The organism is Streptomyces sp. NPDC093111 (genome assembly GCF_040683955.1).
Lineage (GTDB): Bacteria > Actinomycetota > Actinomycetes > Streptomycetales > Streptomycetaceae > Streptomyces.
The window spans coordinates 245,216-259,244 of the sequence record NZ_JBFBNW010000009.1 but is presented as its reverse complement, the minus strand read 5'-3'; the positions used below and the strand labels follow the sequence as shown (position 1 = coordinate 259,244).

14 protein-coding genes are annotated in these 14,029 nt (G+C 74.1%); 10 read left to right on the top strand and 4 right to left on the bottom strand.

The annotated features are described in order from the left end of the window. Nucleotides 1-88 precede the first annotated feature (88 nt). Together AB0Q96_RS18045 and AB0Q96_RS18040 are read left to right on the top strand one after the other, a co-directional pair. Nucleotides 89-457 carry a BlaI/MecI/CopY family transcriptional regulator gene (locus AB0Q96_RS18045; RefSeq protein WP_365326474.1) on the top strand — a complete coding sequence of 123 codons (369 nt, stop codon included), beginning with the start codon at nucleotides 89-91 and terminating at the stop codon, nucleotides 455-457. Continuing rightward, nucleotides 454-1,365, top strand: a complete 912-nt coding sequence (locus tag AB0Q96_RS18040) for a M56 family metallopeptidase (RefSeq protein WP_365326472.1) — start codon at nucleotides 454-456, stop codon at nucleotides 1,363-1,365. Before AB0Q96_RS18045 ends, AB0Q96_RS18040 begins: the two co-directional genes overlap by 4 nt. A gap of 52 nt (nucleotides 1,366-1,417) precedes the next feature. Here AB0Q96_RS18040 and AB0Q96_RS18035 read toward each other — a convergent pair whose 3' ends face one another. Further along, entirely contained in the window at nucleotides 1,418-2,455 is a 1,038-nt protein-coding gene (locus AB0Q96_RS18035) for an NlpC/P60 family protein (RefSeq protein WP_365326471.1), read from the bottom strand. Nucleotides 2,456-2,788: 333 nt separating this feature from the next. Here AB0Q96_RS18035 and AB0Q96_RS18030 point away from each other — a divergent pair, with 333 nt between their 5' ends. Further along, nucleotides 2,789-3,139, top strand: a complete 351-nt coding sequence (locus AB0Q96_RS18030; RefSeq protein ID WP_365326469.1) for a hypothetical protein — start codon at nucleotides 2,789-2,791, stop codon at nucleotides 3,137-3,139. 88 nt (nucleotides 3,140-3,227) lie between these two features. Next, on the top strand, nucleotides 3,228-4,799 hold the full coding sequence (locus tag AB0Q96_RS18025) for a multicopper oxidase family protein (protein ID WP_365326467.1): 1,572 nt from the start codon (nucleotides 3,228-3,230) through the stop codon (nucleotides 4,797-4,799). On the opposite strand, the gene AB0Q96_RS18020 is transcribed toward AB0Q96_RS18025, so the two are convergent. Beyond that, entirely contained in the window at nucleotides 4,787-6,133 is a 1,347-nt protein-coding gene (locus AB0Q96_RS18020; RefSeq protein ID WP_365326465.1) for an MFS transporter, read from the bottom strand. The genes AB0Q96_RS18025 and AB0Q96_RS18020 overlap by 13 nt on opposite strands. A 210-nt stretch (nucleotides 6,134-6,343) precedes the next feature. On the opposite strand from AB0Q96_RS18020, the gene AB0Q96_RS18015 reads away from it, so the two are divergent. From AB0Q96_RS18015 to AB0Q96_RS17990, 6 genes are all read left to right on the top strand, one after another. Next, nucleotides 6,344-7,732 carry a rhodanese-like domain-containing protein gene (locus tag AB0Q96_RS18015; protein WP_365326463.1) on the top strand — a complete coding sequence of 463 codons (1,389 nt, stop codon included), beginning with the start codon at nucleotides 6,344-6,346 and terminating at the stop codon, nucleotides 7,730-7,732. A 119-nt stretch (nucleotides 7,733-7,851) separates the two neighbouring features. After that, nucleotides 7,852-8,475 carry a rhodanese-like domain-containing protein gene (locus AB0Q96_RS18010; RefSeq protein WP_365326461.1) on the top strand — a complete coding sequence of 208 codons (624 nt, stop codon included), beginning with the start codon at nucleotides 7,852-7,854 and terminating at the stop codon, nucleotides 8,473-8,475. Then, nucleotides 8,472-9,314 carry a sulfite exporter TauE/SafE family protein gene (locus tag AB0Q96_RS18005; protein ID WP_365326460.1) on the top strand — a complete coding sequence of 281 codons (843 nt, stop codon included), beginning with the start codon at nucleotides 8,472-8,474 and terminating at the stop codon, nucleotides 9,312-9,314. The genes AB0Q96_RS18010 and AB0Q96_RS18005 overlap by 4 nt, the downstream gene beginning before the upstream one ends. A 52-nt stretch (nucleotides 9,315-9,366) precedes the next feature. After that, the gene (locus AB0Q96_RS18000) at nucleotides 9,367-9,633 is read left to right on the top strand and encodes a metal-sensitive transcriptional regulator (RefSeq protein ID WP_132916395.1); all 267 of its coding nucleotides are present in this window, start codon (nucleotides 9,367-9,369) and stop codon (nucleotides 9,631-9,633) included. A gap of 438 nt (nucleotides 9,634-10,071) precedes the next feature. Further along, entirely contained in the window at nucleotides 10,072-11,418 is a 1,347-nt protein-coding gene (locus AB0Q96_RS17995; protein ID WP_365326458.1) for a threonine/serine exporter family protein, read from the top strand. A gap of 169 nt (nucleotides 11,419-11,587) precedes the next feature. Further along, nucleotides 11,588-12,034 carry a hypothetical protein gene (locus AB0Q96_RS17990; RefSeq protein WP_365326456.1) on the top strand — a complete coding sequence of 149 codons (447 nt, stop codon included), beginning with the start codon at nucleotides 11,588-11,590 and terminating at the stop codon, nucleotides 12,032-12,034. 77 nt (nucleotides 12,035-12,111) lie between these two features. Here the strand turns inward: AB0Q96_RS17990 and AB0Q96_RS17985 are convergent, their stop codons facing one another. Both AB0Q96_RS17985 and AB0Q96_RS17980 read right to left on the bottom strand, forming a co-directional pair. Further along, nucleotides 12,112-12,750 (bottom strand): response regulator transcription factor, encoded by a 639-nt coding sequence (locus AB0Q96_RS17985; RefSeq protein ID WP_365326696.1) that lies wholly within the window; start codon nucleotides 12,748-12,750, stop codon nucleotides 12,112-12,114. Between the two features lie 8 nt (nucleotides 12,751-12,758). Further along, the gene (locus AB0Q96_RS17980; protein WP_365326454.1) at nucleotides 12,759-14,006 is read right to left on the bottom strand and encodes a histidine kinase; all 1,248 of its coding nucleotides are present in this window, start codon (nucleotides 14,004-14,006) and stop codon (nucleotides 12,759-12,761) included. Nucleotides 14,007-14,029 lie beyond the last annotated feature (23 nt).

Genomic DNA, 14,029 nt, shown 5'->3' with positions numbered 1-14,029 from the left:
ACGGGCGCGCCGGGGACGCATGGCCCGCGGCTACGATGAGGGGGACCGCGGCCCCACGGTGCGGCCGCCGGTGGCGAAGGGAGCGGGCGTGCGTCAGTTGGGCGAGCTGGAGGCGGAGATCATGGACCGCCTGTGGTCCTGGGGCCGCCCCGCCACCGCGCGCGAGGTCCTCAACGACCTGAACAGGCAGCGGCCCCTCGCGTACAGCACCGTCAAGACCGTCGCCGACATCCTGTACGGAAAGGGCATGCTGACCCGGGAGAAGGACGGCCGCGCCTGGCTCTACGAGCCGACGTGCACCCGGCAGCAGTACACCGCCGCCCGCATGCAGGACGCCCTGGAGGGCAGCCCCGACACGGCCGGGGTGATGGCCAGCTTCGTCGAACAGATCTCGGCGAGCGAGGTGGAGGCCCTGCGCGCCGCTCTGCGTGCCGCCAGGCGGCGGAGCGAGTCGTGATCACCGCCGGTGTGCTCGCCGGGTACGCCGTGCTCGTCGGCGCCGCCGCCCCCCGCGTCCTGGCCCGGGCCCACTGGCCGCACCGCGCGCCCGTCCTCGCCGTCACGGTCTGGCTCCTGCTCATGGTCACCTTCGTCGTCTCGGCCGCACTCGCCGTCTACCACCTCGTGATGACGGAGCAGCACGTCCACGACGGTCTGATCGGCCTGCTCAGCGCCTGCGGGCTCGCCGAGGACACCCGGGCGGGCGCGGTCGCCCCGACCTTCCGGGACACCGCGGTCCTCCTCGCCCCGACCGCCGTCGTCCTCCTGCCGGTCCTCTGGCTGCTCCGCACCGCCTGGACGGCACGGGCCGAACGGCGCCGTCAGCTGGAAGCGCTCCGGCTGATCGGACGGTCCTCGACCAGGTACGGCGCCACGATCGTCGAGCACCCCGTCGCCGCCGTGTACTGCCTGCCGGCCCGGCCGGCCCGCGTCGTCGTCACCCGGGGCGCCCTCGACGCCCTGGACGACGAGCAGTTGCGCGCCGCCCTCGCGCACGAACGCGCCCACATCGACGGCCGCCACCACCTGGTCCAGATGGTGCTGCGGGCCTTCGCGCGGGCGTTCCCGGGACTGCCGCTGGCCCGGCACGGGCAGGAGCAGACGCTGCTCCTCCTGGAGATGGCCGCGGACGACCGCGCCCTGCGCCTGCACTCGCGGGACGCCCTCGCGACGGCCCTGTGCGAGGTGGCGGCGGGACGCGTCCCCCGGACCGCCCTCGGCATGGGCGGCTCCGGCGCGCTGATCCGGCTGCGCCGGGTCCTCACCCCGCAGCCGAGGCCGCACGGCGCGACCCGCCTCGGCGTCGCCCTCGCGGCGGCCGGCGCCCCGCTGTTCCCGATGCTCCTCGGCTGCGGACCCCTCTGACCCGCTGACCCGCTGACCCGCGGGCCCGCGCACCGGCCGCCGCCCCGCGCGGTCAGAGCCGGACGCCCCACATGAACGGCATCCCGCTGCGCGCGATCGACTCGTAACGCACCTGCGCGCCGGGCTTGGGGGAGTGCAGGATCTGCCCGTTGCCCGCGTAGAAGCCCACATGGCTCAGGTCGGTCCGCATGATGATGAGGTCGCCGGGCCGCAGCTCGCTCAGCGAGTTGATCCGGGTGCCCACGTTCGCCTGCGCCTGTGACGTACGGGGGATGTTCACGTTCGCCTGCCGGAAGGCCCACGAGGTGAGCCCCGAGCAGTCGAAGGACCCGGGGCCGCTCGCCCCCCACACGTACGGCAGCCCGACCCGGCTCTGGGCCGCGGCGAACGCCTGGGCGGCCCGCGACGACGCGCTCGACTCGTTGCCCAGGTCGGCCCGGGCGCCCGCCCGGTTGGCCCGGTCCTCCGCCTGGCCGATCCGTGCCCGCTCCTCGGCGGAGAGGGTGTTCATCAGCTTCCGCGCCTTCTCCAGCTTCCCCTGCACCTCCGCCTTCTTGCGGCGCTGCTCACCGCGGGTCGCCTCCAGCTCGGCCAGCTTCCGCGCGGCCTCCGTGCGCTGCTGCTGGAGCTCCCGGCGCTGTGCCTCGAAGAGCTGGAGGGCGTTCACGTCCCGCTCGCCGAGGCGCTGCTGGAGGCTCGCGCGCTCCAGGAATGTGTCGGGGTCGGCGGAGAGCATCAGCCGCATCGACGGGTCGAGGCCGCCGCCCCGGTACTGCGCGGCGGCCAGCGAACCGACCCGGTCGCGCAGCCTGTTGAGCTCGCCCTGCTTGCGGGCGGTGGCGTCCTGGAGGGTGCCCACCTGCTTCTGGAGGGCGTCGGCCTTCTCCTTGGCGCCGTTGAACTTCTCCGTCGCCTGTGTGGCCGCCTCGTACAGGCGGTCGATCTCGGCCTGTACGCCCTTCTTCCTCGGGTCGGGCGCGGGGTCGGCCCACGCGGTCTGCGCGGAGAGTGCCACGGCCGCCGCCGCGGTCGTCGTGAGCACACCCGCGTATCGGGGGCGTGAGGGCTTGGGACGGCGGTGGGACGCCACGATGGGCCAGCTCCTTCTTGCTCGGGAGGGCTCCTCCGGCCGGGGTCGGGGCACGGGCCCGACAGGCGACCGGAGGAGCGTTCGAATGCTAAGCAACTTAGCTGGCGGGTGACAAGTGGTGAGGGGGTGAGGTCGATCGGTCCGCGCGGACGGCTCCGGGTAAGGCGGACCTGACGGCGCCCTTATGTGGTGCGGGGCTAGTCTGCGAGCAGTGTGAAACCACTTAGCAGATTGGTTGTCGCGGTTGCGTGTCGCGCGTGATCCGTGTCGCGCGTGAGGGGGGGAGGGGTAGTGGTTCCGGTCGGATCACGGGGGAGACGTCGCGCCCGCCGGGTGCTCGGCGCCCTGGCCCTGTTCGGCGCCGCCTTCGCCGCCTTCGCGGTCCTCGTCCACCACGAGGCCGCGACCGCCCCGTCCCCGTCCGTCCGCGCCATGAGCCACGCGATGCCGGGGGCGGGTCACGCGGCAGAGGCCGCCCCCGCCATGGGCGCCTGTTCCGCGCCCGGCGCGGGGCACTGCGCGGCCCCGGTCGTCGACCCGCCCACGGGTGCCGCGCGCGCCGCCGCGGACCTCGACGGCCGGAGCGGTCACCGGCCGCCCGACACGGGCGGGCGGCCCGTGCCCGGCCCGGTGTCCGGGCGTCCGCCACCCGATCCGCCGACCCTGTCCCCGTTGCGCACATAGGCCGCCGGCGCGTCACGCCGCGGCGCCGCCCGGCGTCCGCGCGTGCCGATCCCCGGGCCCGATCGCAACCGAGACAAGGACTTCACGCATGAACCCCGTCAACCGCCGCTCCGTCCTCCTCGCCGGACTCGGCGCCGCCGGCGCGGGCGCGCTCACCGCCTGCTCCGGATCCCCCTCCACCCCGAGCGGCGCCCCGTCGCTCGTCGGCGCCTCCGGGCCCGAGGTCACGAGGGTCGAGCGGGCCCGCGCCGGGACCGGCACCGAGCGCAGGCACACCCTCACGGCCGCGTCGGCCAAGTTCGACCTGGGCGCCGGCATCACCGCACGGACCTGGGCCTACGACGGGCGCGCCCCCGGCAAGGAGCTCAGGATCACCGCGGGGGACACCCTCGTCGCCACCCTCTCCAACCAGCTGCCGGACCGCACCGCCACCTCGATCCACTGGCACGGGATCGCCCTGCGCGGCGACATGGACGGAGTGCCGCCCGCCACCCAGGCCCCCGTCCGGCCGGGCTCCACCTTCACGTACCGCTTCGTCGCCCCCGACCCCGGCACCTACTTCTTCCACCCGCACGTCGGCGTCCAGCTCGACCGCGGTCTGCACGCCCCGCTGATCGTGGAGGACCCCAGGGAGCCGCTGGGCTACGACACGGAGTGGGTCGTCGTCCTGGACGACTGGCTCGACGGTGTCACCGGCACCCCGGACCAGGCCTTCGCGGAGGTCTCCCGGGGCATGGGCGGCCACGACATGGGCGACATGCCGTCCATGGACGGGGGCGGCGGTTCCGCCTCCCCGGCACCCGCCGGTGGCGGTGCGACGATGCCGTTCATGCTGATGGGCGCCCGCAGCGACCTGCTCGGCGGCGACGCGGGCGACGTGGCGTACCCGCACCACCTCGTCAACGGGCGGGTTCCCGCCGACCCGGACGTCCACCGCGGCAAGCCGGGCCAGAAGGTGCGGCTGCGCATCGTCAACGCCGGTTCCGACACCGCGTACCGGGTGGCCCTCGGCGCCCACCGGATGACGGTCACGCACACCGACGGGTTCCCCGTGCGGCACGAGGTGGTCGACGCCCTCCTTGTCGGCATGGGGGAGCGGTACGACGTCCTGGTCACCCTCGGCGACGGCGTCTTCCCGCTCGTGGCCCTGGCGGAGGGCAAGAGCGCCACCGGCATGGCCCTGGTGCGCACGGGTCCGGGCGCCGCGCCCTCCGCGACCGTGCGCCCGAAGGAGCTGGACGGACGGCTCGTGACGGCCGACCGGCTGCGCGCCGCCGACGCCGTACGCCTGGGGACCGCGGAGCCGGACCTCGTGCACCGGGTCGAGCTGACCGGCGGCATGGCGAGGTACGACTGGGCCCTGAACGGGCGCCGCTTCGCCATGGACGACCCGACGGCGAACCCCCTGCTCGTCGAGGAGGGCCGCCGCGTCCGCCTGGAGTTCGTCAACGGCACCGACATGTGGCACCCCATGCACCTGCACGGGCACACCTACCAGCTCGGCGCCGACGGCCCCCGCAAGGACACCGCCATCGTCCTGCCGGGAAAGACCCTGTCCGTGGACTTCGACGCCGACAACCCAGGCCGCTGGATGCTCCACTGCCACAACGCGTACCACGGCGAGGCCGGGATGATGGGGCTCGTCGCCTACCGCGCCTGACCCGCCCCGGCCCGGCGGGCGCCGGGCGCCGCAGCAGGACCGGGGATCTTCTCCCGGCCGGTCATCCAGCGCCCGGCGAGCAGGCCGGAGACCGCGGTCAGGACGGCGGCGGCCAGGACCGTCGCGTCCAGGCCGATCGCGTCGGCGAGCACGCCCGCGAGGAGGGCGCCGGCCGCGTAGCCGATGTCGCGCCAGAAGCGGTACGTGCCGAGCGCGTTCGCCCGCCACGAGGGGTGCGCCCGGTCGGAGACGGCGGCGATGAGCGCGGGGTAGACCAGCGCGGTGCCGAGGCCGAGGCCCACGGCGGAGAGGAGTCCGGCGAGCAGGGGGCGGTCGAGGAGCGCGAGCGCGACGAGGAGGCCGCCCGCCTGGACCAGCATCCCGGTGACGACCAGGGGCTTGCGCCCGATCCGGTCGGCCAGGTGGCCCGCCGGGATCTGCCCGAAGCCCCAGAGCAGCGGGTAGAGCCCCTTGATCAGGCCGATCGCGGCGATGCCGAGCCCGTGGTCGGCGAAGAGCAGCGGGAAGACGCCCCAGGTCAGACCGTCGTTGAGGTTGTTCACCAGGCCCGCCTGGCTCGCACCGCGCAGCGAGCGGTCCCGCCAGGAGGTCCGGGCGAAAGCCCCCGCGAAGGAGACCTTCCGCGCCTCTCCCGGCGGGGAGGGGTGCCGGGCGAGTTCGAGCGCCAGGTGGGCGGCGGTGTCCTTGGCCAGGAGGGAGAGCCCGAGACCCGCCAGGACGAAGACGACCCCGATGAGCTCGGGAGCGGGGCGCAGCCCGTACTGGGTGGCCAGGTAGCCGGTGAGCAGGGCGGACGCGCCGACCGCGACGTATCCGGCGGCCTCGTTCAGACCGGTGGCCAGGCCGCGGCGGGCGGGACCCACCAGGTCGATCTTCATGTTCACCGTCATCGACCAGGTCAGACCCTGGTTCACGCCGAGGAGCACGTTCGCGGCCACGATCCACCACCAGGACGGAGCCCACGCCAGCACGAAGGGCACCGGCACCCCCGCCAGCCAGCCGGCGAGCAGCAGCTGCCTGCGCCGGAAGCGGGCCGTGAGGGCGCCCGCGGCGAGGTTGGTGAGCGCCTTGGTCAGCCCGAAGGCCACGATGAACGAGAAGACCGCCAGATTGCTGGTGAGCCCGAACACCTCCGTGCCGATCAGCGGGACCGTGGTGCGCTCCAGGCCGACGAGCGCGCCGACCGCCACGGTGACGACCACGAGCAGGACGAACTGCGCCCTGTTCTCCCGCAGTCCCAGCCGCACCGCGCCGCCCGTGGACGGGGCCTCCGGTAGGGGCGGGGGTCCGGCCGCCTCCCTCTGTCGAGTCATTCCGATCCACCGTCCTGTTTGTGTTTCGGCTGGCCACCATACCCCCATGGGTATTTTTATGGTGTGACCCAGGATACCTAGGGGGGTATTTGACTCCGATGGGTCCGACTGTTTACGGTCGGATGCATCGATACCCAGGGGGGTATGGAAGTCCGGCGCGTCCGCCCCTTCCGTTCCGACCGGACGCGCGTCCCCGATGGAGGAATCGGCGTGTTCTTCGCCCAGTACTACCTCGACTGCCTCTCCCAGGCGTCGTACATGATCGCCGACGAGACGACCGGCCAGGCCGTGGTCGTCGACCCCCGCCGCGACGTCTCCGAGTACCTCGCCGACGCCACCGCGCACGGCTTCACCGTCGTCGGCGTGATCAACACCCACTTCCACGCCGACTTCGTCGCCGGTCACCTGGAGCTGGCCGACAGCACCGGCGCGTGGATCGGCTACGGCAGCGGTGCCGAGACCGAGTACCCCATCCGCGAGCTGGCCCAGGGCGAGCGCATCGAGCTCGGCGACGTCGCCCTGGAGATCCTGGAGACGCCGGGCCACACCCCCGAGTCGATCAGCGTCCTCGTGTACGAGCGGGCCGCCGACACCGTGCCGTACGGCGTGCTCACCGGCGACGCGCTCTTCATCGGCGACGTCGGCCGCCCCGACCTGCTCGCCTCCGTCGGGGTGACCGCCGAGGAACTCGGCGCCATGCTCCACGACAGCGTCCAGAACAAGCTGATGGCGCTCCCCGACGCCGTGCGGGTCTTCCCCGCCCACGGCGCCGGCTCCGCCTGCGGCAAGAACCTCTCCACCGAGAAGTCGTCCACCATCGGCGAGCAGCGCGCCACCAACTACGCCTGCGCCCCCATGGGCCGCGAGGAGTTCGTCGCGCTCGTCACCGCCGGACAGTCCGCCGCGCCCGGCTACTTCGCCTACGACGCCGAGCTCAACCGCAAGGACCGCGTCCTGTACGACGCGACGTCGGCGCCGCGACAGCTCTCCGCGCCCGACTTCGCCGCACTGCGCCGCTCCGGGGCGGTCGTGGTCGACGCCCGCTCCCCGCAGGAGTTCGCCAACGGGCACCTGCGCGGCGCGGTCAACGTCCCCGCCGAAGGCCGGTTCGCCGAACGGGTCGGCACCGTCCTCGACCCGGCCGACGAGCTGATCGTCATGGCGCCGGAGAACCGCGAGGAGGAGGTCGTCACCCGCCTCGCCCGCATCGGCTTCGACCACGTCGTCGGCTACCTGCGCAACCCCGAGGACGCCCTGGCCGCCCTCGCCGAGGACGTCACCCCCGCGAGCCGCCTGACCGCCGCCCACCTGCGCACCGCCCTGGCCGGCGAGGCGCCCCCGCTCGTCGTCGACGTGCGCACCTGCGGGGAGCGGAGCGCCGACGGCTTCATCGACGGCGCCCTGCACATCCCGCTGAGCGAACTGCCCGCGCGCACGGACGAACTGCCCGCCGACCGGCCGCTGGTCCTGCACTGCGCCGGCGGCCACCGCTCGTCGATCGCGGCGAGCCTCCTGCGCCACCGCGGCTTCGACGACGTCTCCGACATCCTCGGCGGCTACGCGGCCTGGGCCCTCGCATCCGAGCGCGCCGAGGCCTGACGGCCCCGCCCCCTTTCCGCCCCGCCGTGTGCGGGGTCCCCGGGGCCCCGCACACCCCCAGGCATACCCCCCCTGGGTATGCACCCATCCCATCCCTCTCTGTACAGGAGCCACCCCTCATGACCGAGACCCCCGGCCCGACCACCGCCGCCCCGTCCTCGTCCTCGTCCCCCGCCTCGACCTCGGCGATCACCCCCGCCGTCCTCCACGCGCTCGTCCGCGAAGGACGCGCGCCACGCCTGCTCGACGTGCGGACCCCCGGCGAGTTCCGGACGGTGCACATACCCGGCTCGTACAACGTGCCCCTCGCCACCCTGCGCGAGCACCGCGCCGAGCTGCTCTCCCACCTGGACGAGGAGGTCGTGCTCGTCTGCCGCTCCGGCGCCCGCGCCACCCAGGCCGAGAAGGCCCTCGCGGAGGCGGGCCTGCCCAACCTCCGGGTCCTCGAAGGCGGCATGAACGCCTGGGAGGCGGCCGGGGCACCCGCGAACCGGGGCCCCGAGCGCTGGGACATGGAGCGCCAGGTCCGGCTCGTCGCGGGCTCCCTGGTGCTCGCCACCGGCATCGTCGGCGTGTTCGTGCCCGGCGCGCACCTGATCGGCACCGCGGTCGGCGCCGGTCTGACGTACGCGGCCCTCAGCAACACCTGCGCCATGGGCGTACTGCTCTCCAAGCTGCCCTACAACCGGGGACCGCGCACCGACATCCGCACCGTCATCGCGGAACTGCGGAACACCCCGTGACCGCCCTCGTCGTCCTGGCGTCCCTGTTCGTCGGCATCACCCTCGGCGTCCTGGGCGGCGGGGGCTCCATCCTGACCGTGCCCATCCTGGTCTACCTGGCCGGCCAGGGGACGAAGGAGGCCATCGCCACCTCGCTCTTCGTGGTCGGTGTCACCAGCCTCGCCGCCCTCGTGCCCCACGCCCGCGCCCACCGGGTGCGCTGGAAGGCGGGGCTCCTGTTCGGCGGGTTCAGCATGGCGGGCGCGTACGGGGGCGGCCGGCTCGCCGCGTACGTCCCCGGTACGGCGCTGCTCATCGCCTTCGCCCTGATGATGCTCGCCACGGCGTTCGCGATGCTCCGCACCTCGCGGCGCGGCGGCGAGCCGAGGCCCCGGCACCGGGACCTGCCGCTCAAGCACATCGCGGCCGAGGGTCTGGTCGTCGGCGCGGTCACCGGCCTGGTCGGCTCGGGCGGCGGGTTCCTCGTCGTCCCGGCACTCGCCCTCCTCGCCGGACTGCCCATGGGCATCGCCGTCGGCACCTCGCTGCTGGTCATCGCGATGAACTCCTTCGCCGGCCTGGCCGGACACCTCTCCGGTGTGGGGATCGACTGGGGCCTCGCCCTGACGGTGACCGCGGCGGCGGTGGCGGGCAGCCTCGTCGGCGCGCGCTTCGCGGGCCGCATCCCGCAGGAGTCCCTGCGCCGGGTCTTCGGCTGGTTCGTCGTGGTGATGGGCGTCTTCGTCCTCACCCAGCAGCTCGGTGGCGGACTGTGGGTCCACCCGGCGACCTGGGGCGTGCTGGGCGCGGTGCTGGTGGCCGCCACCGTCGCCCGATTGCGGGCGAAAAGTAGCGGATGATACCCCTGGGGGTATGCTGATGGGTGGGGGGTGAGAGTGGAGGAGGAAGTCCGTGCAGGTCGAAGAAGGGGCCGTGCGCCCCGTCCTGAACCGGCTGCGCCGTGCCCAGGGGCAACTCGCCGCCGTCATCGCGATGATCGAGGCCGGCCGCGACTGCAAGGACGTGGTCACCCAGCTCGCCGCCGTCTCCCGGGCCCTCGACCGGGCCGGTTTCAAGATCGTGGCGAGCGGGATGCGGCAGTGCCTCGCCGAGAGCGCCGCCGACGCCCCGCCCATGTCGGAGGAGGAGCTGGAGAAGCTCTTCCTGGCCCTGGCCTGACCGCCGTGCCGACACGACGCCGATGACGCCGATGAGCCGATGACGCCGATGAGCAGCGTCCCCCGGATGCCGAACGGGTGCATCCGGGGGACGCTGGTCATCGGCGTCGCCGGCGTCGCCGAACGTCGGAGGGAGCTCGGCGTGGAAGAGTCAGGGCCGCCCGGGAATCCCTCCGAAGGGGCGGGGGAGGGGCCGCCCGGGGACGCGCCAGGGCGGCCGGACGAGCGGTCACGCGGACTGACGCCGACTCAGGCGCAGGCCGCAGCCCCGATACCCGCGTCGGCCGCGACGCCTGCGTCGGCCGGGACGCCCGCGTCGGCCGGGACGCCCGCGTCGGCCGGGGCACCTGCGTCGGCCGGGGCACCTGTGTCGTCCGGGACGCCCGCGTCGGCCGGGGCACCTGCGTCGGCCGGGGCACCTGTGTCGTCCGGGACGCCTGTGTCGTCCGGGACGCCCGCGTCGACCCGGACACCCGCGCCGTCCGGGGCACCTGCGTCGACCCGGACACCCGCGTCGGCCTCGGCTCCGGCCCCGATCGACGACCTCACCGCCTTCCTCGTCCGCCTCACCGGCCTCCTGCTGCGCTCCTCCGGCGAAGGCGCCCACCTCATCGGCGTCGCCGTCACCGACTCCGCCCGGGGCCTGGGCGGCGACGCCTCGCTGCTGCTCGTACCGGAGGCGGCCACCCTCACCGTGGTGGCCGCCGACGGCCGGACCCGGACCGCGACCGTGCACGGCTTCCCCGAGGTGTTCCGCCTCGACCGGACGGCGGCCCTCAAACCGCTCCTCGCCGACGTACGGGAGGGCCGCGTCGACGTGACGGAGGCCGGGCGCCGCCTGGCCGGGATCGAGACGGCGCCCGCCCCGTACCCGTGGTGGGCGAAGTTCCTCGGCATCGTGCTGTTCTCGCTCGGCTTCGCCCCGCTGATGCAGCCCACCTGGTACGAGGTGGGCAGCACCGCGGCCCTCGCGTCGATCGCCGCCGCCCTCGCGGTCGCCGCGGACCGGGTGCCCCGGCCGGCCCGGGTGCTCCCACTGGTCGTGTCGACCACGGTCTCGATCGTCACGATCGAGCTCTTCGCCGGGGACCCGGCCCACGGCGGGCCGGTCCTGCTGATGCTGCCCGCGCTCTTCTTCTTCGTACCCGGCGACTACCTGAGCGCCGCCGCCGCCGAACTCGCCGCCGGGCTCGTCACCACGGGCGCGATCCGCCTGGTGTACGCCGCGTTCCTCCTGGTGCAGCTCTGCGTCGGCGTCCTGCTCGGCGTGTACGTCACCGGCACCTCCACCCGCGCCCTGTTCGACCTCGCCGCCGCCTCCGACCTGCCCCGCTGGGCCCTGTTCCTCGCCTGGATCGTCTTCACGGCCGGCACCGTCCTCGCCTTCGCCGTCCCCCGCCGTCACTTCTGGCCCCTCCTGCTCCTCGTGTACGTCACGGTGGGCGTGCAGTCGCTGGCCACCAAGCTGGTCGGCGAGGTCGCGGGCACCTTCCTCGCGGCCGTGGTGCTGGCGGCCGCGGCCACGCTCCTCTCCCGGGGGCCGCGCCGGCCACCCCGACTGCTCCTCGTCCTGCCCGGCTTCTTCACGCTCACCGTCGGCTCGCTGGGCATGCGCGGCCTGACCACCCTGGCCGGCGGCTATGTGGTGGAAGGCTTCACGGACCTGCTGAAACTGGTCGTGATCGTCACCGCCATCGCGGTCGGCCTGGTCGTGGGCGCCACGCTGGTGCCCGAGACCGCCCCGCCCCGCACCGCCGCCCCGCCGGACACCCGTACGACGGCATGACGCCGCCCCTCCCGCCCGTGACGCGCGACCCCCGCCGCTCCCGTGATCACCCGTTCGGCGGATTCCATGTGGTTGCGCGGCGGTGTCCCGAGGAGGCTCGAAGCAGCGTGCGCCGCTCGTCCTCCGGGGGAGCGGGCGGGGCAGGAGCAGCGGAAGGGAACAGGGGCACATGAGTCAACAGACAGCGCGGCCGTCGGGGACACCCCGAGGCGGCCGGGACACGGGCGGCTGGGTCGCCGGCGGAGTGATGTTCGCGGCGGTGCTCATGCTGTGCAGCGGCATCCTCGGGGTGCTGGAGGGCATCTCCGCCGTAGCCGAGAACGACGTGTACACCCGCATCGGCTCCTACGTGTACGAGCTGAGCCTCACCAGCTGGGGCTGGATCCACATCGTCCTCGGCGCCCTCGTCGCCGCCACCGGCGCCGGCCTCCTGAAGGGCGCGACCTGGGCACGCTTCACGGGCCTGCTCCTCGTCTCGCTGAGCCTGCTCGCCCAGTTCCTCTTCCTGCCGTACGCGCCGTTCTGGTCGATCCTCGTGATGGCGATCGACGTCTTCGTGATCTGGGCCCTGGCGAGCAGCCTGGACGACCCGGGGAGCGGCACGGCGCCCCGCTGACGTCCCGCCCGTGTAGCCGGGCGGGCCGTCGAGGCCCCGCTTCCCGACGGCACGCCCGGCCCGACGGACGGCGTGCGTCAGCCCGCCACTCCCAGGAAGCGCAGGACGGCCAGGACGCGGCGGTGGTCGGCGTCCGCGCGGGGAAGGTCCAGTTTCGCGAGGATGCTGTTGATGTGCTTGGCGACGGCGCTCTCGCTGACGACGAGCTGCCCGGCGATGCCCGCGTTGGAGCGGCCCTCTGCCATCAGGGTCAGGACGTCGCGTTCGCGGGCCGTCAGGCGTTCCAGCGGGTCGCTCGGCCTGCGGACCAGCAGCTGTGCCACGACCTGCGGGTCGAGCGCGGTGCCGCCGTCGGCGACCCGGCGCAGGGCGTCCACGAACTCCTCGACGTCCGCGACCCGTTGCTTCAGGAGGTAGCCGACCCCGCTCGTGTTGGTCGCGAGCAGTTCGGCCGCGTAGCGCTCCTCCACGTACTGGGAGAGCATCAGGACGGCGGTCTCCGGCCGTTCCCGCCGGATGGACAGGGCCGCGCGCACCCCCTCGTCCGTGAACCCGGGCGGCATCCGGACGTCCACGACCGCGAGGTCCGGCCGGTGTTCCTCGACGGCGGCCAGCAGCCCCTCCGCGTCCCCCGCCTCGGCCACCACCTGGAAGCCGGCCATCTCCACCACCTTGACCAGGCCGATCCGCAGCAACACGGAATCCTCGGCGATCACGGCACGCCTCACGTCGGGCACGGCAACTCCACGTTCATCATGGTCGGTCCCCCTACGGGACTGCTCATCCGGAATGTCCCGTCCACGGACCGCACGCGCTGGGCGAGCCCCCGCAGACCGCTTCCCCCGGTCGGATCGGCCCCGCCCACACCGTCGTCGGCGACCACCACGCGCAGTATCCCGCCCAGCCGTGTGACGGTCACGTCCGCCCTGGTCGCCTCGCGCGCGTGCTTGGCGACGTTCGTCAGCGCCTCGGAGACCACGAAGTAGGCGACGGCCTCGACGGCGGACGCGGCCGGACGCAGCCCCGTGCCCGCGGCGGACGGCTCGCGGGGCGGCAGGTCGACGCGCAGCCGTACCGGCAGCGGCGACCGCGCCGCGAGCCCGGACAGGGCCGCGTCGAGCCCCAGTTCGTCCAGGACCGCCGGATGCAGCCCGCGCACCAGGTTGCCGAGCTCCTCGATCGCGTCCTTCGCCTCGCGGTGGGCCGCCTCGATCACGGCCCGCGCCTCGGGCGGCAGGTCCTTCAGCGTCGCCTTGGCGATCCCCAGGTTGAGCGCGAGCGACACCAGCCGCTGCTGCGCGCCGTCGTGCAGGTCCCGCTCGATCCGGCGCCGTTCGGCGCTCGCCGCGTCCACGGCGCCCGCGCGGCTCTCGGTGAGGTCGGCGACCCGCCGAGCCAGGTCCTCGCTCGCATCGGGGCCCAGCAGCCGGGGACCGAGATGGGTCTCCGTGCGGACGAGGGCCTCGGACAGGGCGGGCACGACGGCGAGCGCGGCGAGTCCGGCCAGCGTGACGTAGAACGCCTGGGTGCTGTACCCGCGGTGCTCGATCCGCCACTCGAAGGGCACCGCCCAGATCCACACGTACACCGTGGCCGCGGCGAGCCCGGCCGCCAGCAGCGCGATCAGCAGCGCTTCGAGGGCGCCGAGGAGCAGGCCGGTGAAGGAGTGGTAGCCGGCCTGCCGCAGCGGCCGGCGCCGTCCCGGGCGGGGGATGTCGATGCCGAGCAGCCGCCGGAACCGCCAGATCTGGGCCACCGTCAGCGCCGGCACGGCGAGGACCGCGAGCACCACCACGCACCCCAGGACCACCGGCGCCTCGACGTCGCCGCCGTTGACGATCTCCCACAGGAGACCGGAGGTGAGGAACAGCAGCGAGCCCATGAGGAGATGGAGGGGTATCCCCAGGGCGAGGAAGGACGTGTCTCGGGCCACTCGGGTGAGCGCGCGCCGCGTCCGGGGCGGGACCTTCATGATCCAACCGTACGGGTCGCCGG